The organism is Methyloversatilis sp. S146-33, from assembly GCF_059552495.1.
The window spans coordinates 1-20,356 of record NZ_JCANOT010000038.1 but is presented as its reverse complement, the minus strand read 5'-3'; the positions used below and the strand labels follow the sequence as shown (position 1 = coordinate 20,356).

The window sequence follows — 20,356 nt, the reverse complement described above, 5'->3', positions numbered from 1 at the left end:
CGGTCGTTGCCTGTACTGGAGGAGAACCGGCGGGCAGCGACTTCCGTCCATCACCGCTGGAGAGACAACCATGACCAAGCGCTCCACGACCTTGCCCGACAGCCTGACCGAGCAGGTGGCGCCCCCTGCGCAGCGCGTCGACCTGCGGCGGTCGAACCCCATGCGCATGGGCAGCTTTGCCTTCTGTGCGCTGTTCTTCGCCCTGTTCGGGCTGGCCGCCGCGTTTGATCTGGTGAATCCGCGCGCCGCTGCGCTGCTGGCCTGCGCCGCCGGCGCGATGATCGCCTTCGCCGACGCGCTCTACATCCGCCAGATGGACCACACGATCGCGCTGATGGCGGACGCGCTGGCCGACAGTGGGCGCGACGTGAACGATCTGTCGAGCGAGTTCGTGCTGCCGGAAAGTTCGCCGGTGAAGGCGATCAGCAAGCTCATCGCCGAGCGCGACGGGCGCGTGCGAGACATGGTGTTCCGCGTGCGCCGCGGCACGCTGGGCGCCGCCTGCCACACCGCTCACCTCACCCGCTCGCTGCGCGACACCGCAGGTCTTGCGCAGTCGCAACGGGCGCTGGCCGAACAGGTGTTCGCCGCCAGCGAAACCTCGCGCAGCGCGGTCGACAGTGCGCGCCAGCACGCCAATGATCTGGACGAGGCAACCACGCGCCACCTGCAGGCGGCACGCGTGTCGCTGGAGGAACTGCAGTCGGCCGCCGCCCGCGTCGATGAGTTCGAGGCGCGCGTGCAGGCCTTCAACCGCACGGTGCAGCAGCTGCAGAACCAGTCGGCTGAAATCAGTCAGGTGGTGCAGATCATCAGCAGCATTTCCGACCAGACCAATCTGCTGGCGCTGAACGCGTCGATCGAGGCGTCGCGCGCCGGCGAGAACGGCCGCAGCTTCGCCGTCGTCGCCGACGAGGTGCGTTCGCTGGCCGAGCAGGTCAAGGCGGCGACCGAGGGCGTGAGCCAGAACATCGACCGGATGAACCGTCTGGTTGCCGGCACGCGCAGCGAAACCGACGACATCCGCGACCACATCCTGGCGACCGGCGAGGCGGTGCGGCGCGCCTCCGGCCGCTTCGGCAGCATGGTCGGCGAGTACGAGGTGATGGGCGAACGGATCGCCCGCACCGGCGACGCGATACGCAGCCTGAGCGACACCAACGACCGCATCCATACGCTGGTCAGCGACATCCATACCGGCTGCGACCAGGTGGCCAGCCTGATGCTCGACGGCGAACAGAACCTGACCAAGGTGAGCCGTTCGACCGAACGCATCCAGGATCTGGCGGCCTCGTTCCGCGTCGGCTCCGACCAGCTCGAATCCATCGTCGGCGCGCTCGGCCGCTACCGCGACGAATGCAGCGCCGCGGTCGCCGGTGCGGCCACCGTGCTGGTTGACGACGACGGCGAGGAGGTCGCCCCGCGCGCCGGTCGCGTCGCCGCGCTGCCGGAGGTCACGCGCGCGCTCGGCGCATTGAGGGGCGAGGTCAGCGCATTGCGCTATGCGCTGGTGACCAATCCGGCGGGGCAGGTGCTGGGCAGTACCGGCAACTGTCCGGCGCCGGCCGATATCGCCCAGCGCGCGGCGAAGAGCGAGCGCGCGCTGCTGATGCAGCCCTTCGCGGCCGACGACGGCACGCTGTATTTCGACATCGCGCTGCCGATCCGTCGCGGCGAGCGCAACTGGGGCACGCTGCGCGCCGGCGTGCCGGCCGAACTGATGCTGGCGGCCTGAGCCGCCGTCGCGACAACCGAGTTCGGGAGAACAGCATGCTTTCGCACGAACAGATGCAGCAGGCCGCCCAGGGCGGACGCACGCAGCACGCGGTCTATGTCTATGAAGCACCGGTGCGGCTGTGGCACTGGATCACCGTACTGGCGATGACGGTGCTGATGGCCACCGGCTACTTCATCGGTACGCCCTTCCTGATGCTGCCGGGCGACGACGCCGGCATGTATCTGATGGGCTATGTGCGCTTCACCCATTTCGCCGCCGGCTACATCCTCGCCATCGGCTTCGCCGGGCGCATCTACTGGGCGCTGGTCGGCAACGAGCACGCACGGCAGATCTTCATGCCGCCGCTGTTCAAGCTCGCCTGGTGGAGCGAGGTCATGTTCGAACTGCGCTGGTACTTCTTCCTCGAGGACAGACCGAAGAAGTACGTCGGCCACAACCCGCTGGCCGCGGTGATGATGTTCTTCCTGTTCGTGCTTGGCACGCTGTTCATGATCTTCACCGGCTTCGCACTGTACAGCGAAGGCGCCGGCCACGGTCACTGGAGCGGTGTCGTGTTCGGCTGGGTGCTGTGGCTGATCGGCGACAGCCAGACGGTGCACAGCCTGCATCGCCTGGGTCTGTGGCTGCTCCTCAGCTTCATCCTCGTCCATGTGTATGCCGCGCTGCGCGAGGACATCATGAGCCGACAGAGCATCATTTCGACGATGATCAGCGGCTGGCGCTCCTTCCGCGACTGACGCGCGCTGCGCGCAGACGGCTCGGTACTACGCAGGTCGCGGATCGAGATGAAGATTCCGTGCCGGATGTCGCTACCGGGCGGGCGCTGTCACCTCCTTCGACACGCGCCCGCCGGCTGCACGCAGGATCAGGCGCCTTCCGGCCGCACCTTCGGAACGCTGCCGTCGGAGCGCCCCTTCAGGTAGGCGTACAGGTCGTCGAACTTGTCGGCGAGGTAGGGGTGGCCCGGCATGCCGCGCTCCAGCCGGCCGTCTATCACCGCGTGCCGTACTTCGTCCTTCGAAAGCTTCTTCAGCGATTCGATCAGCGACGGGCCGACCATGCCCTCCTGCGCCGGACCGTGGCAGCGCTCACAGGCGGCCGAGCGCCAGGTCTTCCAGCCCTTCACGATATCGCCACCGGCGACCGCCGTGCCGTCCGCTGGCGCGGCGCCCGATGCCGGAGCAGGAGCGGGCTGGCCGGACGGAATCGGACGTGCGTTCTCCGTGGTGTCGGGCGGGGTTTTGCCGTTCGGCGTGGTTGGCGCGTTCTGCATCGTTTCGGCCGGGGAGGGCGGCGTCGCGCCCGGGCTGGGTGCATCGGGCAGCGGCGCTGCGGCGGGAGGCGTGGGCAGTGCAGGCGCGGCGGTATCAGCCGCGGGTGCGGCGGCATCGGCCGACGGGGCAGTGATGGGTTTCGGCGGATCCTGCGGCTTGTCGCAGGCGGCGAGCAGCAGGGCAAGGCTTGCGACGGCGAGATGCGTGGTTTTCATGGCGATCCTCCAGTCTGTTGTGGGTGGGAATCGATCCCTGTAGACGATGGTAGGCCGGATGTGACCGGCTGGTGCGCGGTGTAGTCCTGTGCCGACGCTTTGCCGCTTCGTGGCATGCTGCGTGTTCAACAAGAACCACCCGAGGAGACGCATCCGTGAGCAGACTGTACGACCCGCAGCACCGCAGCTTCCAGGACGAGTTCGGCACCCGCGCGATGGCCGACCGCATCGAGGAACTGGCCTGCCGCACCGAATTCGACGACGACAGTCGGGGCTTCATCGAATCGATGGACATGTTTTTCCTGTCCACCGTCGATGCGCGCGGTCGTCCGACGGTGTCGTACAAGGGCGGCGACCCCGGCTTCGTCCGCGTGGTCGATGAGAGGACGCTGGTGTTCCCGAGCTACGACGGCAACGGCATGTTCTATTCGGTCGGCAACATCGCGCAGAACGCCGAGGTCGGCCTGCTCTTCATCTCGTTCGAGAAGCCGCACCGCATCCGCGTGCAGGGCAGGGCCACGGTGTCGCGCGACGACCCGATGATGGCCTTCTACAGCGAAGCCGATTTCGTCGTACGTGTCGAACTGTCCGAGCTGTGGCAGAACTGTCCGCGCTATATCCACCGCTACCAGCGCGTCGACCGCTCGCGCTACGTGCCGCGCGCCGATTGCGAGACGCCGCTGGCCGAGTGGAAGCGCATCGACCTCGTGCAGGACGTGCTGCCGCCCGCCGATGCGGCGCGTGCCCAGGCCGCCGGCACGGTTGCGATCGAAGAGTGGATGGAAAAAGTGAAGACCGGCCACCCGGAGGCCTGACCCGGCTTCGCTCGCACCGGCTCAGCGCAGCAGGCGAGACGGGATGAGGCGGCGCAGCGGCCCGCTGGCGATCTCGCGGAAGCGAGGGCTGTGCAGGCAGATGCCGCCGGCCAGTCCGACGATGCAGCCGAGCAGGGTGTCAAAGAAGCGCGCCAGCACCAGCGGGCCAGGCACGGTGTGGCCCAGTGTGCTGGCCTCGGCCAGCAGGATGGTGAGCGGCGTGATGAACACCACCGCGATGCCGTAATGACGCACCACCATCGCCTCGATCACGAAGCTCAGCGCCATCACGCCCAGGCCCACGCTCCACGGACCCAGCGGCAGCATCAGCATGCCCCACGCCAGCACCATGCCGATACCGGTGCCCAGCACCCTCTGCAGCTGCCTGTTCCACACCGCGCGCAGCGAGGCGCCCTGGATCACCGCGAGGCAGCTCACCGGCACCCAGTAGGGTTTGTCCAGCTGCAGTGCCTGGGCCAGCGCCAGCGAAATGCCGACGAACACGCCGATCACCACCGAATCGAATACGACGAAGTCGAAGGTCGGCGCCGGCGGCGGAACCACCGGTGCCGGCGCACGACGGCGCAGTGCGTGCAGGCTGTAGACGAAGCCGATCAGGCAGGCGAGCAGGCAGCCCAACGCGATCAGGCCGACTCGCGCCGGCAGCGTTGCCGGTTCGACCGGTGTATAGACGCCGATCGCGGCCGCCATGACGAAGAACAGGCTGCCAGGCGGCCCCATGCCATAGACGCGGCACACCATGGTGACGACGATGGCGACGAAGGTCAGCACCGGAATCAGCAGCGGCGCCAGCGACGGCGGCAGCAGATGACTCAGCGCGCCCAGCGCGTAGCAGGCGACCATGCCGAAGGCGCTCGCCATCAGGGACACCATGCGATGTGACAGCGGTGTCGCCGGCAGGTAAAGAAAGACCAGACCGCCCAGAGAGGCGACCAGTCCGTCGGCCAGACGCCCGTAGTGCGCGCCGGCCAGCAGCGGCAGACCGGTGGCCAGCGCGGCCGCAAACGGCATCTGCCAGGCGCGGTCGCTCGCGTGCAGCGTAGTGAGCTGACGCACTTCGGCGGCGAGTGTCGCCCTCAGGCGGTTCCAGGCGCCCGGTGAAACCATCGACGGTCCTTCTGGAGGTGGATCTGTCCGACAGGTTAATCGGTCGGCACCGTCGGCGGGAACGCCGCCGCCACATCGCCCGGCCGGCAGATGCTCAGCGGCCGGGCAGTCCGCGTTCTGCGCGGTTCGTGTCGCGAAAGGGGCCACGCACCTTCAACTTTGCGCCCTGCAGGGGCCGGGCGCAGGTTGTTTCCCGGCCGTTCAGCGTGCTGCGCAAGACTTATCGCATTGCCGGCGCAGCAAGCGCGCATCGCATCAGGAGGTTACAGGCGGAAGCGCCCGGTCAGTTCGTCGAGGCGGGAGGACAGAGACTGCAGGTGGGTGACCGAACTGGCGAGCGTATTCACCGCCGACTGGTTCTGCCCGGACATGCTGGCGATATGCTCGACGTTGCCGGCGATATCGCTGGCGGCGCGGCTCTGCTGTTCCAGCGCCTGGTTGATGGCGCGCACCTCGTCGGCGGCAACCGTTACGGCGCGGTGCGCGACGGTGATGACGCCGGCGGCCGAGTCGCTCGACGACTCGGCGACACCGACGGCGTTGCGCCCCTGCGTCAGCGCATCCGACAGGCCGGCGGCACGCTCCGACAGCGAGCGGGTGATGGTGTCGATCGCGGCGGCCGAGGTTCCTGATTTCTCGGCCAGCTTGCGCACCTCGTCGGCCACCACGGCGAAGCCGCGGCCCTGTTCTCCGGCGCGTGCCGCCTCGATCGCTGCGTTCAGCGCGAGCAGATTGGTCTGGTCGGCGATTTCGCGCACTTCGCGCGTCATTTCGGTGATTTGGCGGGCGTTCTCGACAAAGGCGTCGGCAGCGCCCGACACCTCGTTCATCACGCTGGCGGTGCGGCCGATCGAGCCGCGCAGTTCGGTCAGATGGGTCTGCGCCCGGGTCGACTGATCGAGCGACTCGTCGGCCTGCCGCGCCGCGTTGCCGGCGTTGTCCGCCACCATGCGGATGGCGGCGGTCACGTCCTCGATCGACGACGCGGTCGAACTGGCCGCCTGGGTCTGCGCGCTCGACGCGGCGGCTACCCGCTGCGATTCGCCGCCGACCACACCTGAAGCCTCGACCAGCGACTGCGCCGACTGCTTGAGCTGCAGCACCAGCGCGCCCAGATCCTTGCGGATGCGCTCGGCGCTCTGCGCGATCGCGCCCAGTTCGTCGCGCGTCGTGCAGGCGACCGGCTGATGGAAGTCGCCGCGGGCCAGCCGTTCGAGATCGGACGAAAGGGTCTTCGCCGGGCCGATGATGGTGCGCTGCAGTGCCCACAGGAAGAGGCCGAAGGCGACGACGACGACGACCGCGAAGGCGGCGCCGGTCAGCATGAGCTTGTTCAGCGTGGCGGCGCGGATCGCCAGCGCCTCGGCGCGCGTGATGTCGCCGGTCAGCGTGTCGATGGCCGACCACTCGACGCCGAGGCCGACCACTGCGGCGACCAGCAGCGCCGCGGTGCCGCCACCGCAAATGACCAGAAGCTTGTTGCGGATGCTGCGAGAGATGAAGTCCATGTGCGTTCCCGGCGGAAAATTGGTGTGCGGATCAACCCCCGGTTTAACGACCTGTTTTGCGCAAACTTGTGTCGATCGGACGGCGTTTCTGCGGACATTTGACCTGTATCAGTCCGGCGAGCCGTGCCGGCGCCGGCCGTCCGGGCGAACCGGTGGCTGTACATGCGGTCTGTCCCGCGTCGCGGCGCGTTCCAGTCGCCGCAGTTTGGGGAGTCATTCATGTATTGGCGCATCCTGCTCATGCTGGCCGCCGCCGCAGCCACGCCCTTGAGGGCCGAGGACAGGCCGGCGCAGGCCGGAGATTTCATCGAGGTGTTCCAGGGCCTGTTCGGCGAGCACAGGGGCGAGCGCAAGGGCCACGCCAAGGGTGTCTGTGCGATCGGCAGCTTCACCGGCAGCGCCGAAGCCGCCCGGATGTTCAGTGCGCCGCTGTTCTCGGGTACGCGCTGGCCCGCGCAGATCCGCTTCTCGATGGCCGGCGGCGACCCGGCGGTCGCCGACAACGCACGCTCGCCACGCGGGCTGGCCGCGCAGTTCGAGCTCGGCGACGGCCGCGTGCATAACATCGCCACGCTGAGCACACCGGTGTTCGGTGCGGCCACGCCGGAGAGCTTCCTCGGCCTGCTGCGCGCCTCGCTGCCCGGCCCGGACGGCCGGCCCGATCCCGACCGGGTGGCCGCCTACCGCGCTGCGCATCCGGACACGCTGCCGCAGTTCCGCTGGCTGCAGCAGAACCCGCCTCCGTGGAGCTACGCCAGCGCGCAGTATTTCGGACTGCATACCTTCCATTTCGCGACGGCAGATGGCGAGCGCGCGGTGCGCTGGCGTCTTCAGCCGCGCGACGGCGTGCGCGGCCTCACCGATGACGAGCGCGGCGCCGCCCCGCGCGACTTCCTCGCCGCCCGGCTGGGCGAGCGGGTGGCTCGCGGTCCGGTCCTGTTCGACTGGATCGTCACGCTCGGACAGCCGGGCGACAGCGAGTCCGACCCCTCACTTGCCTGGCCGGAGGGTCGCACCGAGCTGGTGGCGGGCACGCTGTCGGTTACGGCTGTCGGGGGCGACGCGTGCACCGCTCTCAACTTCGACCCGAACGTGCTGAGCGAAGGAATTCGTCCCGGCGATGATCCGATCCTGAAGATGCGCTCGCCGGCCTACGCCATCTCCTTTGGCAAGCGTCTCGGCGGGCGCTGAACCGTCAGCTGCCGCACGTTCATTCAGTCGACAGGCGAGGTTCGCAGCGCACCTCGGTCAGCACCGAGTTGGCGATGAAGCACTGCTCGTGCGCCGCGTGGTGCAGCGCCGTCAGCTCGACAGCCGTCGGTGCGCCCTCTCCGCCGAAGTGCACCGACGGCCGCAGCGTCACCCGCGCGATGTACATCTTGCCGTCGGCGTTGCGCGCAAGTTCGCCCTCGGCCGCGTCCTCGTAACGATCCACGACCAGCCGTTTGAGCGCCGCCAGTTGCAGGAAGGTGAGCATGTGGCAGGCCGCCAGCGCGGCGACGAAAGCCTCTTCCGGATCGACCGCGTCCGCCGCGGAATAAGGCAGGGGCACCACATGCGGCGACGACGAACCGGCCACCTCGATGCCGCCATCGAAGCGGATCAGGTGGCGGCGGCTGTAACGCTTGTCGATGAAGGGCTGGTCCCCGCGGGTCCAGAGGATTTCGGCGGTGTGAAGTGACATGGCTGCGGCGGACGATGGTCGTGCAACAAGCGTGCGTTCATCGGCCACGGCGTGCAAGTGCGGCGCGCTCACTGCCAGCGGCAGCCGCGCTCGTAGATCAGCGGCGCGTCCACCAGTACCCCTTCGGCGACCGTGTCGTGCTGCATCGCGTCGATCAGCACCGGGCGTCGCGGCGCACCGTCCATCCGCAGCAGGTAGCGGGCGCCGGCGGTCAGGTCGGCGTGCATCAGGTAGCACTTCAGGTGCTGCGGAAGGAAGGGGAAGCCATAGGGCACGTCACTGAGCCACAGCAAGTGCTCGCCGGGATGCAGCACATAGCTGAAGGCGCGGGCGCGGCTGGACACCTGCACCCCCGGCAGCGGCTTCTCGTCGACCGCGCGCAGCAGCACGGGGTGGTCGGTATCGATGTCCAGGCGCACTGCGCCGGTGTCCGCCAGGTCGGCACCGTCGACCGGCACGATACCGCGGGTCAGTGCGACGCAACCGTGCAATGCGAGGGTCAGTGTCAGCAGAACGAAGCGGCGGAATCGCATCGCCGGGTGCACTCAGCTGCGGCGCTGGCCAAGCAGCCGCAGCGTTTCGCCGTCCGGCTGCCCGTCGTAGAAAGTCGCCAGCGCAGCGCGGAAGCAGGGCTGGTCCGGCGCCACTTCGGCAAACAGGGTCAGGCAGGAGCGGAACTTCAGCGCATCGACTTCGCCGAGGATGTCGTCCGGGCGACGCCCGGCGTGGGCGAGGAGGGCGTTGACGCATTCGACCAGTCGCGCGCCCAGCAGCGGGTGCGCGATGTAGGCGGCCGCTTCGCTGCGGTCGGCGATGCCATATTCGCGCGCCATCTGGCTGCGGCCGAGGGCGCGCAGCTGCGGCAGCACATACCAGATCCAGTGCGTGCGCTTGCGGCCGTCCTTCAGTTCCTGCAGCGCCTGCGCGTAGTCGCGTGCCTGGGCCTGCACGAAACGGTCGAGCGGATCGGTCGGGGCGGAAGGCATGTCGGCGGTTCCGGTCGAGGAGTAACGGCAGCATGACATGCCGGCCAGGTCCCGGGGTGAGGGTGCGGCGGTGCGTGACTCCAGAAAATCCCTAGCGGGCGGAGGGTGATTTGCACTGGAGCGACCGTGCCCGGCGGCTCTACGCTGCACGCCTGTTCATCCCGGATGTGCCCTCATGGTCCGTATCGCCCCTGTTGCGCTGGCTTTCGCCGGCGCAGTGTTCAGCGCAGTCACGTTCGCGGCTTCGCCGTGGGCCGGCGACCTGGCCCCGATTGCCGCGGCCGACTGGAACCGTGCCCGCGCCGCACACCTGCTCGAACGCGCCGGCTTCGGCGGCACGCCGGCCGAGGTCGACGCCTTCGCCCGGCTGACGCCGGCCCAGGCGGTGCGTCGGCTCGTGTATTTCGAGGGCGCGCCGGCGGCCGAGCTGCCGCCCTTCGATCATTCGGGCGTGTTCGAGGCGGGGCTGGACCCCTTTCCGGCAAGCCGTCCGGCCACCACCGATCTCGCGCGCGACAGCGGCGAAGCGCTGGGCGTCACTGTGAAGGCCGGCGGCAACCGCCGCATGCAGCCGGTGGTGAACAAGTTCTTCTATTGGTTGCGCGCCAGCAAGCTCGAAACCGACCGCGTCGCCTACTGGTGGGCGAACCGCATGCTCACGTCGCCGCGTCCGCTGCAGGAGAGGATGGCGCTGTTCTGGCACGGTCACTTCGCCACCAACGAAGACAAGGTGCGCGACTACCGCAAGATGCTGAACCAGCTCGAACTGTTCCAGCAGAAGGGTCTGGGCGACTTCCGCACGCTGATGATAGGTGTCGCGCAGGACCCGGCCATGCTGTCCTTCCTCGATGCCGCAGTGAACGTGAAGGGCGCGCCGAACGAGAACTTCGCGCGCGAAATCATGGAGTTGTTCACGATGGGCGTCGGCCACTACAGCGAGCACGACATCCGCGAGGCGGCGCGCGCTTTCACCGGCTGGAACTACCAGGGCGTCGCTTTCCACATCGACACCGCCAAGCACGACGGCGGGCCGAAGGATGTGCTGGGCCGGCGCGGCAACTACGACGGCGTGCAGGTGATCGACATCATCCTCGACCAGCCGGCCACGCCGCGCTATCTCGCCAGCAAGCTGTATCGCCACTTCGTGCGCGAGGACGTCGATCCGGCGCTGGCCGAAGAACTGGGCCGGCGGCTGAAGGCGGTCAATTATGACGTCGCCGCCTTTCTCGAAATGCTGTTCATGTCGCGCGATTTCCATGCGCCGGAATCGGTGGCGACGCGCATCAAGGGGCCGGTCGAACTGGTGGTGTCCACCTACCGCAAGCTGGGCCTGACCGAAGTGCCGGGCGTGCCTGACTTCAACGAAACCACCACCGCTTTGGGCCAGCGCCTGATGCACCCGCCGACCGTGGCCGGCTGGGCGCAGGGCCGCAGCTGGATCACGCCGGGGCTGCTGCTGGAGCGCGGCAATTTCGCGCTCGACGTCGCGCTGCCCGACATCAACTACATCCCGGGCGACCGCTACCCCGGCGCGCAGGCGGGCTACGAAATCCGCAACATCCACGAGCGCGTGCGCAGCGGCCTCGATCTGAGCACCGCGACCAAACCCGGTGGCGCCGACGGCGGCGTCGACATGATGGCGATGTCGAGCATGAACGGCGACCGCGACGAGGATTTCAACACCCGTTACGGCAGCTACCGCGGCTGGCAGATGGCGGTCGAGCGGGTGAAGCCCATCCCGCGCACGGTGGCGCGGCTCGACCTGACCGGCATGGTGCTGAAGGCTGGCTGTCGCACGCCCGAAGAGGTCGTCACCTATCTGGAAGGCCGCTTCCTGTCGGTGCAGCTCGACGGCGCCACGCGGGACAAGCTCGCCGCCTTCCTCGAAAAGGAGCTGGGTACGCGCGACCTGCCGGCCGCGGCCAGCTACGCCGAAGATCCGCTGCGCCTGCTGCTGCACGTGCTGCTGAGCCGTCCGGAATATCAACTGGGTTGAGGCGAGGGCAGGGCGGGTGCCCTGCCGCTTCGCCGGAGAACGCATATGAACATCGATCACAAGCGCCGCAGCATCCTGAAGGCCACCGCCGGGCTCATGGTTCCCGGCGTGTTCGGCACCATCGCGCGCGCGGCTGCCGCCGCCGAAGCGGAGGACCGCATCCTCGTCGTCTTCGAAATGTCCGGCGGCAACGACGGCCTGAACACCGTCGTACCTTACGCGGACGACCGCTACTACCGGCTGCGGCCGAACATCGGCATCCGCCCGGACAAGCTGCGCAAGCTCGACGAGCGCTTCGGCCTCAACCCGGGCATGGCCGGCTTCGAGCGGCTGTGGAAGGACGGCCAGCTCGCCATCGTGCATGGCTGCGGATACGACAACCCGTCGTTCTCGCACTTCACCTCGATGGCCTACCTGCACACCGCCGCGCCGAACAGCGGCGACGACTACGGCTGGGTCGGTCGGCTGGCCGACACCATGTCGCCGGCGCCGGTGCCCAACTATCTGCTCAACATCGACGCCACGCAGTCGCTGGCGGTGCGCAGCCGCATCCATACGCCGGTGGTGTTCGACGAGCCGGAGCGTTTCATGCGCAGCGCGCTGCACCCGACGCGCGCGCTGCTCGACGACGTGAACGTCGCGAGCACCGACAACCCGTCGCGCCGCTTCCTGGAGCAGGTCGCGGTCAGCGCGCGCGAATCGTCGCTGGCGGTGCGCGAGGCGTGGTCGAAGTACTCGACCAATCAGGATTACGGCATCGCGCCGCTGGGTCTGCCCAAGGTGGCCGCCTGTATCGCCGCCGGCCTGCCGACGCGCCTGTACTACGTCGGCTACCGCAACAACGCCTTCGATACCCACGTGCAACAGGCCGATCTGCACCAGCGTCTGCTCACCTATACCTCGGACGCGATCAGCGGTTTCCTGCGCGACATGGAACGCCTGGGTCAGGCCGACCGCGTGAGCCTGCTCATCTTCTCCGAATTCGGCCGCCGCGTGCCGGAGAACACCAGCCTGGGTACCGACCACGGCACCGCCAACGTCATGTTCTTCGCCGGCAAACAGGTGAAGGGCGGCCACTACGGCACGCCGTCAGACCTCGGCGCGCTGGACGCGGGCGACAACCTGGTCCACACCACCGACTTCCGTTCGGTGTACGCCAGCGCCATCGATGGCTGGCTCAAGCTGGGCGCGGCCGACAAGGTGCTGAAGGGCCGCTTCGCGCCGCTGCCGGTATTCGGGTGACGGCGGCGGTCGTCATCGCGGCGCGTCGTGACAAGACGCCGGAGGCGGTCTCGCGTCAGAAGGGGCGCTCGCAACGGAGCGAGGGCCGGAGGAGATGACCATGCCGCCATGGGAACATGCCTATTTCCGCGCCGTGCTGAATGCCGCGCAAGACCATGCCGACGCCATGCTCGCCTGTGGCGGTCCGCTGCGCCCGACCGGGCTGTTGATGCGCATGGCGGCCGCGGACCGCATCGACGATGCCGCGCTGGTCGACCTGGCCGGCCTCGATCAGGCCACGCTGCAACGTTTCGTGCAGGCCAATGCCGCGCGCCCGGACGTCGACGCGATCGGCCTGAGCCGCATGATGCGGCTCGGCGAGCTGGTCGATGTGCCGGCGCCGCCTGACGCCGGTGCACGCGATGTGCTGGTGATTTACCTGATCGCCCGTGGTCGCGAAACCTGGGTGGTGAACGATATCGACATCGCCACCCACCGGCTGCAGCGCGGCGAACTTGACCTGACGCGCGTCAGCCGGACTTTCCTCAATTGAGGCGATGGCGCACGGCGCCGTCCCGGCGGCGCGTCGCCCGCAGCACGGCCAGCGCAGCGCCGGCTGTCAGGAGCAAGGCGGGAGGTTCGGGTACTTCGTTGACCGGCCGGAAGTCGAAGGTTGCCGCGAAGGCGAGATCCTGCCCGGCCGTGAATCGCCACTGACCCGACAGCAGCCCGTCGAGATCGCTGTCGGCATCCCAAGGGATGTTATAGGCGCCGCCGCCCAGATCCGTATTCGCGGTGGCGAGGCGCAGGCGCGAATCGTCCGGAATGCGCAGTTCATAGTTGTTCGCGAACAGGAACATCATGTAAGTGTTGCCGGCCGTCACCTCGGCATCGATGTCGAAGGTGTAGGTGTCGAAATCCAGGCCGCTGGTCAGCGGCACCGTGACCGGTGCGCTCGAATAGAGCAGCGGCCCGACGACATAGCGCGTGAAGGGGTTGTACTGCACCAGATGTGCCGTGAAGGTGACCGGTATCGCATTCGTATTGCTGCCCTTGAGCGCGTCGCTGAGCAGGAAGGTGAAGTCGAGCATGCGGTTGCTGCCGGTCGGCGCCACCAGGAACTGCCCCCAGCCGGAAAAGCCGGAGGAACCGAAGTCGCCGATGCTGCTGCTGCCGTCCCACGACGACAGCGTGCTTACAACGATGGGCGCGGCCAGCGCCGGCGTGCCGCCCGCGACGCCGAGCAGCAACGACGCGATCAAGACGATTCTCTTCATGTGGTGATCTCCCGGTCAGAACGGTCCGCGACCTGCGACCGCCCGCAGGCGTAACGCAGTCTGGCCGGAGGCCGTGCCGACGATCACGCGGGGCCGCCTCCGGAGCGCGGTGCTCATTCTGGTCGGGTGGCTCGCTTCGACGCAATACGCATATGCGCGTAGTGCGCGCCGGCCGGGGCGGTGAGGCGGCGAGGCGTTCAGCGCGCCTCGGGATCGCCCCGGTTCGACGTCATGTAGGCGATCAGCGCCATGCGCATGGCCTCTTCGACCGACATGTCGACCGGCGTCACCCAGGCGCGCGGCACGAACACGGTGTAGCCGCCGATCATGTAGCCCATCGGCAGGTACACCGCGACCTGGTCTGCCAGCTCCGACAGCCCGGGCGGTAGCCCGCCCATCGACTGCCGCGTCACCAGGCCGACGATGCCCATTTCGTTGCCGGGCATGCGCAGCAGCACCACCTGCTGGGCGGATTCACCGGTATGCGGCGCGAAGTAGTCGGCGAAATTCTTCAGCGACGAATAGATGCTCTTCACCACCGGAAGATTGGTGAACGGCAGTTCCACCAGCGACAGCAGGCGGCCGGTTTCCGGTCGCGACACCAGCATGCCCAGGCCCACGATGAGCACCGCGCTCAGCGCGATGCCCAGGCCGGGCAGATAGAAGTCGCCGGTGATCGGCCGCACCAGCATCATCGCCAGACTTTCCGTCCAGGTGACGAACAGCACCAGCACATAGACGGTCAGCGCCAGCGGCAGGAAGGTGATCAGGCCACGGAAGAAATACTGGTAGAGGCGGTGCTTGGTCATGGCGGGAAGGTCGGAACGGAGGCGTGCGGAGCATACCGCGTGCCGCAGGCGCATGCCGGCCTGCGCCTCCGTGTGGGTGGCTTCCAACCCCGGATCGGGCGCGACCCCTGTGGGAGCGGCCTTGGCCGCGACGCGGCGGATGTGTGCCGCCGGCTTCGATCCAGGCCGCAGTCGGGGTCAGAAGACCCCTCCCACAGAAACCCGGCTCATGCGCCGGCTGCGGATCGAGCGTGGTCCCTGTAGGAGCCGTCTTCTGACCGCGACAGAGCCGGTGATCCAGCGCTGCCTCATGCTTGGGCACCGCAGACGGGTCAGAAGACCCCTTCCACAGAACCCCGGCTCGGGCACATGCCGCGGATCGGGCGCGATCATTGTAGGAGCGGTCTTCTGACCGCGACGGGGCCGGTGATCCCGCGCTGCCTCATGCTTGAGCGCCGCAGTCGGGATCAGAAGACCCTTCCCACAAGAACCCAGGCTCCATCGCGCCCCGTCACGCCCTGGTGATGACCACCTCGAGATACTCGCCCGGCACCACCAGCGCATCCGGACCGCCCACATTGAGTTCGCCCAGCAGGGCGAGGATGTCGCGCTCCAGCGCCGGGCGGACGTCCGGCGCGACGGCGCCGAAGGCCTTGTGCATCGGCCCGTAGAAGGTGCGGAACACCTCCAGCCAGTGGGCGGCCGAGCGGTAGCGGAAGTTGAAGTGCCGGCGCTCGCACTTCAGCTGCGCGGCGCGGGGGCCGAACAGTTCGATCATGTGCGGCTCGGTGCCCCACAGTGAAGGTGACTTCACGCCCGGCGGCGGCGGCACGTAGGCGCCAATGATCTTGAACAGGCGCCCGATGAAGCCCCCGGGCGTCCAGCTGGCGAGCGCGATGCGGCCGCCGGGGCGCGCCACGCGCAGCATTTCGCTGGCCGCGGTGGCGTGATCGGGCGTGAACATGACGCCGAAGGTCGACATGACGACGTCGAAGCTCGCGTCATCGAAGGGCAGCCGCTCGGCGTCGGCGACGCGGAACTGCACGCTCAGGCCGTCGGCGGCGGCGCGGATGCGCGCCTTGTCGAGCAGCGCCTCGACGTAGTCGGTCGAGGTGACTTCGGCGAAGCGGCGTGCGGCGGCGAGGGTCGCGTTGCCGTTGCCGGCGGCGACGTCGAGCACCCGTTCGCCGGCGCGCAGGTCGGCGGCCTCGGCGAGGGTTTCGCCGACGATTTGCAGCGTGCTGCCGATGACGGCATAGTCTCCGCTCGCCCAGGTGGCATGCTGGCGTTGTTTGATGGCATCGAAGTCGGGCGTGGCATTCGGGGTTTCAAGTACGGCTGACATGGCGATCTCCTGAACGGATTGAGGGCGCGCCGCGCTCGCCTTGGCCCGACGGTCGGGGCCGCATTGGCGGTGAGCGACGACCGGGCCATTCTTCATATCCGGTCTGCCGGGCGATTCACCGCATGTCGTCGAAACTTGCTCGCGGCTCCGCGATCGCGCGATCACTTGACCGGGTGTCCGCGCCTATTGATCGCGACGCCGCCGGGGAGGGGCCATGCAAGGCGATCCGTTGTCCGATGTGCTCACGAGTGTGCGTCTGCGCGGCGCGATCTTCTATTACGTGAGTTGCGATGATCACTGGGTGGCGGACACGCCGCCGTCGCCGGAACTGGCCGACGCGCTCAGCCCCGGCGCCGAGCACGTGATTGCCTATCACATGATCCTGCGCGGAAACGGCTGGGTCGGCATGGAGGGCGAGACGCCGACCAGGCTGCAGGCGGGCGACATCGTCATGTTCCCGCGCGGCGATGCCCACGTGCTCTCCAGCGCGCCCGGCATGCGCGCGGCCGGCGGCGATCAGTCCTGGCGCGCCACGACGCGCGACCACCCCCAACCGGTCCTGATCGCCCTGCACGACGGCGTGTGCGAGCTCGATGCCGAAGTGCCCTCGAGCCGGGCCAGCAGCACGATGGTCTGCGGCTTCATCAGCTGCGATCTGACGCCCTTCAACCCCCTGATCCAGGCCCTGCCGCCGATGCTGCACTTGCCAGCGACCGGCGTCGGCGCCTGGGTGGCACCGATGCTCGAACAGGCAGTGGCCGAGTCGCGCCACCGGCGGGCGGGCAGCGCGGCGGTGCTGGAACGCGTCAGCGAAATGGTGTTCGTCGATGCGGCACGCCGCTGTCTCGAAGCCTTGCCGGAGGAGGGCGGCAGCGGCTGGCTCGCCGCGCTGCGCGATCGCTATATCGGCAAGGCGATCGCGCTGATGCACGCGCGCCCGGCGGAGGACTGGACGGTCGATGAACTGGGCCGACAGGTCGGCCTCTCTCGCTCTGCGCTGCACGAGCGCTTCGTCGACCGCGTCGGCATGCCGCCCATGCAGTACCTGACCCACTGGCGCATGCAGCTCGGCGCCAACCTTATGCGCGAAAGCCAGGCCTCGGTCGCCACCATCGCGCAGGAGATCGGCTACGACTCTGAAGCCGCGTTCTCGCGCGCCTTCAAGCGCCTGACCGGGCAGCCACCCGCGACATGGCGCCGCGCGCAGCGCGGGGCGGGGTAGCGGAGCAGACGGGCGAGGGAACCCACGACGGAAAACCGGGCGCGGGCGGAATACATGATCTGTCAGCCGTGGCGCCTGCTTCTCCGCCGCAGTCCGACCGCGCGGTCCTGACGCGGCGCGCCCGACAGCGGTCGCTACGCTTCCTGGCTGGCGAAGAAGTCCGCCAGTCCATCGACCAGGCGGAAAATTTCCGACCTCTCCTCATCGGACAGGCCTTTCAGCCGCACCGTCCAGGCGCTGTCGCCATCGACGGCGGAGAATCCCGTTGAATCCATGAAGCCTTCGAGTCTGAAGAGTCGCGAGCGGATGGTTGAATCCAGCTTCGAGCGGTTCATCCGGTGCAGGCCGATACGACACTCGATCAGCGCCGCTTCCAGCGCTGCGTGCTGACCGTCCGGGTGCGGCTGCATCAATGCATCACGGGCGACGGCGAATCTTTCGGCCGGAAAACTGTAGCTCATCGACAACTCCTGCTCTCAGGGGCCCGAACGTCACGTTCGAGCCCCTATGTCTGACACGAAGGGTGCGCAGGAAGCGCCGCCTTTCGGGCATCCCCGCGATGGAAGGTTCGGGCGGCGGCTGAACGACGCGCCGCCGACCCGGCAAACGTGCCGCGGGGTCAGGTCCTGCAGTCCCGCACGGCGCTCAGTCGCTCAGAGCGGCCGTGCGAAAAGCCCGGGAACGAGGTTCTTGGGCGGGGCGGATCATAGGCTGGAATGCGGGATGCGACAAACGCGGAAACCGGGGACAGACCACGATTTCTGCCGATCCCAATCAGAACAGCTCACCTGACGGAGGCGCATCCTTGCGCGCCGGCCGTCCCGGCTTTCCGGGGGAGGCGCGCCGCCCGAGCGCGCTGGCTACCTCGGCGGCAAAGCGGTCGTTGCCGAGGGCGAAGTTTCCATTCGTAGCAATACGGATGGTGTCGGTCACGTCCCGTCCGGGTGGTTCGCTGAACAGCGCGCGATACGCGGCTTGCCGCGATTCCGTCGTGTCGCCAAGCGCAAGGTAGAGCGGGTGAGGCGTCAGCAGAGTGTCCGTCACGCCGTGTGCATGGCATGCGTAACTGGACCATCGGTAATAGACCGGTTGGTCGACCATGCGTGCCCGCACCGGATTCAGCTCGATGAGCGCTGACACGCCAGACGGTAGTTCGAGGTCTGCACAGGGCAGGAGCGAAAGCGTCCTTCCCACAAGGTGCCAGTACGGCGATAGGTGCGATTGACGTACTGGACGTAACGCTGTCCGAGCGCCTTCATCATCCGTCCGGGCGCTCCGGCTTCGTTCGCCGTCATCAGCAGATGAACATGATTGGTCATCAACACGAAGGCATGAATGCGACAGCCCTGCCGTCGCGCGTGATCCTCAAGCCAGTCCAGGTAGAAGCGATAGTCGTCCGATCCGTAGAAGCAGGGTTGACGATTGTTACCGCGCTGGATCAGATGCAGCGGGACGCCGGGTAGAGTGAGCCGGGCACGACGAGGCATTGCCTTGGTTCCGCAAGGTAATGCGAAAGGCATGGTCGGGCGGTGTGTCTTACGCCATGATCAGGACGCAGGTGAGAGCTTGAATACAGCCTACGGCGGGGAAAACGTGGTCTGTCCCCTATTTCCCTCTCTAAATTTGTATTTCTGGCTTTCCATTGTTACCCTCCGATCTGGTTTCTGCATAATTGAAGTGCCCAGCCATCCCCAATGTGGCGAGTCAAGCATGGTGGGGTATCAATTTCAGTTGGCCACCCGGCGGGCCACATTTCGTCGAGGGACGAAACGATTTCGGATCGATTCACGCTCGTTTGATCGTGGCTTTTTGCGTCCGAAGCATCGATCTGAGTGGTCGCTGGTTTTTGGTTTGGTAGGAAGAGATAAGATTTCACAAGGTTGCTATAGGGCCAGAGGTTTCTTTCTATAAACCGTGTTTTGTCTGCGATCAATGATATTTCTATCCATTGAAAAACCCTCTCTGAACAAACGTTGTTGTTTGAGTCGGTTGGAGGTAAGCAGATGGTCTTTGAGCTTGAATAATCTCTCTTTCGTGTAATCCAATTTATTCCGAGGCTTTTTGCAAGCGCAGGGTCATCAAGTTGCTTCGGCCATACATCTTCTCCGCCATCTTTAGTGCGCTGGGCATCGCGGACAAGCAAGTTGAAGCTAGCTCTGTTTGCTTGAAATCTCGCCATCATCTCTTGGTCGCTAATTAGTTTCTTGAACGGAGGATGTGCTTGCTCGAAGTCAAGCCATCCATCAAAACATAGTCCGAAATTGTCAAGCTCTAAACATTGGCCATAAGCATCAAGAGTCATGATTTTTACCAATGCATAGCCGTTTGCCAAAATTAGGCCGGCGATTACTGCTTTTCTTAGGGAGTGAAGCATGGGATTTTGGGATTTAAAGGCGGTTGGGTTGTATATGTTTCGGTTTTCTGCTTTTTAGTTGGTTTCTGTGTCGATTAATCTTTTGCCTTTGTCGATCTCTTCTTGAGGGTATAGCAGGCTGGTGATAAACCCCGCGCCCTGCTGTGGGCGCGGGTTTTGAGGCAGACTCCTGCCCCGAATCGTCTTCCTACTTTCCCCGATTTCCCATGCGCGGCCAAGAGAATCCCCAGGCGTCGATGTTCAGCTACGTGAGCCTGGAACAAGGCGTGCCGAAGGACCACCCGCTGCGCACCCTGCGCGCTCTGGTCGACGGCATTCTCGCCAACATGAGCGCGCTGTTCGATCAACGCTACTCGCATACCGGGCGCCCGTCGATTCCGCCCGAACAGCTGCTGCGCGCACTGCTCGTGCAGATCCTGTTCACGATCCGCAGCGAGCGCCAGCTCCGTCGAACAACTCGACTACAACCTGTTGTTCCGCTGGTTCGTTGGCCTGGGCATGGATGACGCGGTGTGGGACCGCACCGTCTTCAGCATCAATCGCGACCGCCTGCTCGATACCGACGTGGCTCGCCAGTTCTTCCGTCGCGTACTGAATCTGGCCGAGTGGCAGGGCTTCGTGTCCGACGAGCACTTCAGCGTCGATGGCACGATGATCGAGGCCTGGGCCAGCCACAAGAGCTTCGTTCCCAAGGACGGCAGTGGCCCGGACAAGCCTGCCGGGCGCAACCCGGAAGCGGACTTCAAGGGCAAGACGCGCAGCAACGCGACCCACCAGAGCACAAC

21 protein-coding genes and 1 pseudogene are annotated in these 20,356 nt (G+C 66.8%); 9 read left to right on the top strand and 13 right to left on the bottom strand.

Annotated features, from left to right (window positions below; all coding sequences use genetic code 11):
• The first annotated feature begins 70 nt into the window (after nt 1-70).
• Nucleotides 71-1,735, top strand: coding sequence for a methyl-accepting chemotaxis protein (locus AC51BJ_RS15840; protein WP_496280865.1), 1,665 nt, complete (start codon nt 71-73; stop codon nt 1,733-1,735).
• Nucleotides 1,736-1,770: 35 nt separating this feature from the next.
• Nucleotides 1,771-2,475 (top strand): Ni/Fe-hydrogenase, b-type cytochrome subunit, encoded by a 705-nt coding sequence (gene cybH / locus AC51BJ_RS15835; protein ID WP_496280864.1) that lies wholly within the window; start codon nt 1,771-1,773, stop codon nt 2,473-2,475.
• 128 nt (nt 2,476-2,603) lie between these two features.
• On the opposite strand, the gene AC51BJ_RS15830 is transcribed toward cybH, so the two are convergent.
• Nucleotides 2,604-3,227, bottom strand: coding sequence for a c-type cytochrome (locus AC51BJ_RS15830; RefSeq protein WP_496280863.1), 624 nt, complete (start codon nt 3,225-3,227; stop codon nt 2,604-2,606).
• Between the two features lie 155 nt (nt 3,228-3,382).
• Between AC51BJ_RS15830 and AC51BJ_RS15825 the strand changes: the two genes are divergently transcribed.
• Complete coding sequence (locus AC51BJ_RS15825) at nt 3,383-4,042, top strand: pyridoxamine 5'-phosphate oxidase family protein (protein WP_496280862.1); 660 nt, start codon at nt 3,383-3,385, stop codon at nt 4,040-4,042.
• Nucleotides 4,043-4,063: 21 nt separating this feature from the next.
• On the opposite strand, the gene AC51BJ_RS15820 is transcribed toward AC51BJ_RS15825, so the two are convergent.
• Nucleotides 4,064-5,170, bottom strand: coding sequence for an FUSC family protein (locus tag AC51BJ_RS15820; RefSeq protein ID WP_496280861.1), 1,107 nt, complete (start codon nt 5,168-5,170; stop codon nt 4,064-4,066).
• A 263-nt stretch (nt 5,171-5,433) separates the two neighbouring features.
• On the bottom strand, nt 5,434-6,678 hold the full coding sequence (locus tag AC51BJ_RS15815; RefSeq protein WP_496280860.1) for a methyl-accepting chemotaxis protein: 1,245 nt from the start codon (nt 6,676-6,678) through the stop codon (nt 5,434-5,436).
• A gap of 219 nt (nt 6,679-6,897) precedes the next feature.
• On the opposite strand from AC51BJ_RS15815, the gene AC51BJ_RS15810 reads away from it, so the two are divergent.
• Complete coding sequence (locus AC51BJ_RS15810) at nt 6,898-7,869, top strand: catalase family peroxidase (RefSeq protein WP_430433574.1); 972 nt, start codon at nt 6,898-6,900, stop codon at nt 7,867-7,869.
• A gap of 19 nt (nt 7,870-7,888) precedes the next feature.
• On the opposite strand, the gene AC51BJ_RS15805 is transcribed toward AC51BJ_RS15810, so the two are convergent.
• The 3 genes from AC51BJ_RS15805 to AC51BJ_RS15795 form a co-directional block, all read right to left on the bottom strand.
• The gene (locus AC51BJ_RS15805) at nt 7,889-8,362 is read right to left on the bottom strand and encodes an OsmC family protein (RefSeq protein WP_496280859.1); all 474 of its coding nucleotides are present in this window, start codon (nt 8,360-8,362) and stop codon (nt 7,889-7,891) included.
• 68 nt (nt 8,363-8,430) lie between these two features.
• Nucleotides 8,431-8,895 carry a hypothetical protein gene (locus AC51BJ_RS15800; protein WP_496280858.1) on the bottom strand — a complete coding sequence of 155 codons (465 nt, stop codon included), beginning with the start codon at nt 8,893-8,895 and terminating at the stop codon, nt 8,431-8,433.
• A 12-nt stretch (nt 8,896-8,907) separates the two neighbouring features.
• Nucleotides 8,908-9,348: a DUF1810 domain-containing protein gene (locus tag AC51BJ_RS15795; protein WP_496280857.1), complete on the bottom strand. Its 441-nt coding sequence runs from the start codon at nt 9,346-9,348 to the stop codon at nt 8,908-8,910.
• A gap of 175 nt (nt 9,349-9,523) precedes the next feature.
• Between AC51BJ_RS15795 and AC51BJ_RS15790 the strand changes: the two genes are divergently transcribed.
• The 3 genes from AC51BJ_RS15790 to AC51BJ_RS15780 all read left to right on the top strand — a co-directional run bounded on the left by AC51BJ_RS15790 (nt 9,524) and on the right by AC51BJ_RS15780 (nt 13,118).
• Entirely contained in the window at nt 9,524-11,344 is a 1,821-nt protein-coding gene (locus tag AC51BJ_RS15790; protein WP_496280856.1) for a DUF1800 domain-containing protein, read from the top strand.
• Between the two features lie 45 nt (nt 11,345-11,389).
• Entirely contained in the window at nt 11,390-12,586 is a 1,197-nt protein-coding gene (locus tag AC51BJ_RS15785) for a DUF1501 domain-containing protein (RefSeq protein WP_496280855.1), read from the top strand.
• Between the two features lie 100 nt (nt 12,587-12,686).
• Nucleotides 12,687-13,118: a hypothetical protein gene (locus AC51BJ_RS15780; protein ID WP_496280854.1), complete on the top strand. Its 432-nt coding sequence runs from the start codon at nt 12,687-12,689 to the stop codon at nt 13,116-13,118.
• Here the strand turns inward: AC51BJ_RS15780 and AC51BJ_RS15775 are convergent.
• The 3 genes from AC51BJ_RS15775 to AC51BJ_RS15765 all read right to left on the bottom strand — a co-directional run bounded on the left by AC51BJ_RS15775 (nt 13,111) and on the right by AC51BJ_RS15765 (nt 15,975).
• On the bottom strand, nt 13,111-13,842 hold the full coding sequence (locus AC51BJ_RS15775) for a hypothetical protein (protein ID WP_024300518.1): 732 nt from the start codon (nt 13,840-13,842) through the stop codon (nt 13,111-13,113). The genes AC51BJ_RS15780 and AC51BJ_RS15775 overlap by 8 nt on opposite strands.
• Nucleotides 13,843-14,039: 197 nt before the next feature.
• Complete coding sequence (locus AC51BJ_RS15770) at nt 14,040-14,651, bottom strand: DUF502 domain-containing protein (RefSeq protein ID WP_019918737.1); 612 nt, start codon at nt 14,649-14,651, stop codon at nt 14,040-14,042.
• 490 nt (nt 14,652-15,141) lie between these two features.
• The gene (locus AC51BJ_RS15765; RefSeq protein WP_496280853.1) at nt 15,142-15,975 is read right to left on the bottom strand and encodes a class I SAM-dependent methyltransferase; all 834 of its coding nucleotides are present in this window, start codon (nt 15,973-15,975) and stop codon (nt 15,142-15,144) included.
• Nucleotides 15,976-16,189: 214 nt separating this feature from the next.
• Between AC51BJ_RS15765 and AC51BJ_RS15760 the strand changes: the two genes are divergently transcribed.
• Nucleotides 16,190-17,197 (top strand): AraC family transcriptional regulator, encoded by a 1,008-nt coding sequence (locus AC51BJ_RS15760; protein WP_496280852.1) that lies wholly within the window; start codon nt 16,190-16,192, stop codon nt 17,195-17,197.
• Nucleotides 17,198-17,331: 134 nt separating this feature from the next.
• Here the strand turns inward: AC51BJ_RS15760 and AC51BJ_RS15755 are convergent, their stop codons facing one another.
• The 4 genes from AC51BJ_RS15755 to AC51BJ_RS15740 all read right to left on the bottom strand — a co-directional run bounded on the left by AC51BJ_RS15755 (nt 17,332) and on the right by AC51BJ_RS15740 (nt 19,571).
• Nucleotides 17,332-17,658 carry a hypothetical protein gene (locus tag AC51BJ_RS15755; RefSeq protein WP_496280851.1) on the bottom strand — a complete coding sequence of 109 codons (327 nt, stop codon included), beginning with the start codon at nt 17,656-17,658 and terminating at the stop codon, nt 17,332-17,334.
• A 313-nt stretch (nt 17,659-17,971) separates the two neighbouring features.
• A complete protein-coding gene (locus tag AC51BJ_RS15750; RefSeq protein ID WP_496280850.1) occupies nt 17,972-18,337 on the bottom strand; it encodes a hypothetical protein in 366 nt (121 codons plus the stop codon).
• Nucleotides 18,316-18,684: a transposase gene (locus AC51BJ_RS15745; RefSeq protein ID WP_496280849.1), complete on the bottom strand. Its 369-nt coding sequence runs from the start codon at nt 18,682-18,684 to the stop codon at nt 18,316-18,318. Before AC51BJ_RS15745 ends, AC51BJ_RS15750 begins: the two co-directional genes overlap by 22 nt.
• Nucleotides 18,685-18,842: 158 nt before the next feature.
• A complete protein-coding gene (locus AC51BJ_RS15740) occupies nt 18,843-19,571 on the bottom strand; it encodes a hypothetical protein (RefSeq protein ID WP_496280848.1) in 729 nt (242 codons plus the stop codon).
• 206 nt (nt 19,572-19,777) lie between these two features.
• Here AC51BJ_RS15740 and AC51BJ_RS15735 point away from each other — a divergent pair.
• A pseudogene (locus AC51BJ_RS15735) lies at nt 19,778-20,356 on the top strand (IS5 family transposase); the annotation flags it as partial.

Excerpts from the sequence above, each read along its gene's own strand:
- AC51BJ_RS15840 (WP_496280865.1), top strand. The coding sequence starts at position 71 with ATGACCAAGCGCTCCACGACCTTGCCCGACAGCCTGACCGAGCAGGTG.
- cybH (WP_496280864.1), top strand. The coding sequence starts at position 1,771 with ATGCTTTCGCACGAACAGATGCAGCAGGCCGCCCAGGGCGGACGCACG.
- AC51BJ_RS15830 (WP_496280863.1), bottom strand. The coding sequence starts at position 3,227 with ATGAAAACCACGCATCTCGCCGTCGCAAGCCTTGCCCTGCTGCTCGCC.
- AC51BJ_RS15820 (WP_496280861.1), bottom strand. The coding sequence starts at position 5,170 with ATGGTTTCACCGGGCGCCTGGAACCGCCTGAGGGCGACACTCGCCGCC.
- AC51BJ_RS15815 (WP_496280860.1), bottom strand. The coding sequence starts at position 6,678 with ATGGACTTCATCTCTCGCAGCATCCGCAACAAGCTTCTGGTCATTTGC.
- AC51BJ_RS15810 (WP_430433574.1), top strand. The coding sequence starts at position 6,898 with ATGTATTGGCGCATCCTGCTCATGCTGGCCGCCGCCGCAGCCACGCCC.
- AC51BJ_RS15805 (WP_496280859.1), bottom strand. The coding sequence starts at position 8,362 with ATGTCACTTCACACCGCCGAAATCCTCTGGACCCGCGGGGACCAGCCC.
- AC51BJ_RS15800 (WP_496280858.1), bottom strand. The coding sequence starts at position 8,895 with ATGCGATTCCGCCGCTTCGTTCTGCTGACACTGACCCTCGCATTGCAC.
- AC51BJ_RS15795 (WP_496280857.1), bottom strand. The coding sequence starts at position 9,348 with ATGCCTTCCGCCCCGACCGATCCGCTCGACCGTTTCGTGCAGGCCCAG.
- AC51BJ_RS15790 (WP_496280856.1), top strand. The coding sequence starts at position 9,524 with ATGGTCCGTATCGCCCCTGTTGCGCTGGCTTTCGCCGGCGCAGTGTTC.
- AC51BJ_RS15785 (WP_496280855.1), top strand. The coding sequence starts at position 11,390 with ATGAACATCGATCACAAGCGCCGCAGCATCCTGAAGGCCACCGCCGGG.
- AC51BJ_RS15780 (WP_496280854.1), top strand. The coding sequence starts at position 12,687 with ATGCCGCCATGGGAACATGCCTATTTCCGCGCCGTGCTGAATGCCGCG.
- AC51BJ_RS15775 (WP_024300518.1), bottom strand. The coding sequence starts at position 13,842 with ATGAAGAGAATCGTCTTGATCGCGTCGTTGCTGCTCGGCGTCGCGGGC.
- AC51BJ_RS15770 (WP_019918737.1), bottom strand. The coding sequence starts at position 14,651 with ATGACCAAGCACCGCCTCTACCAGTATTTCTTCCGTGGCCTGATCACC.
- AC51BJ_RS15765 (WP_496280853.1), bottom strand. The coding sequence starts at position 15,975 with ATGTCAGCCGTACTTGAAACCCCGAATGCCACGCCCGACTTCGATGCC.
- AC51BJ_RS15760 (WP_496280852.1), top strand. The coding sequence starts at position 16,190 with ATGCAAGGCGATCCGTTGTCCGATGTGCTCACGAGTGTGCGTCTGCGC.
- AC51BJ_RS15755 (WP_496280851.1), bottom strand. The coding sequence starts at position 17,658 with ATGAGCTACAGTTTTCCGGCCGAAAGATTCGCCGTCGCCCGTGATGCA.
- AC51BJ_RS15745 (WP_496280849.1), bottom strand. The coding sequence starts at position 18,684 with ATGCCTCGTCGTGCCCGGCTCACTCTACCCGGCGTCCCGCTGCATCTG.
- AC51BJ_RS15740 (WP_496280848.1), bottom strand. The coding sequence starts at position 19,571 with ATGCTTCACTCCCTAAGAAAAGCAGTAATCGCCGGCCTAATTTTGGCA.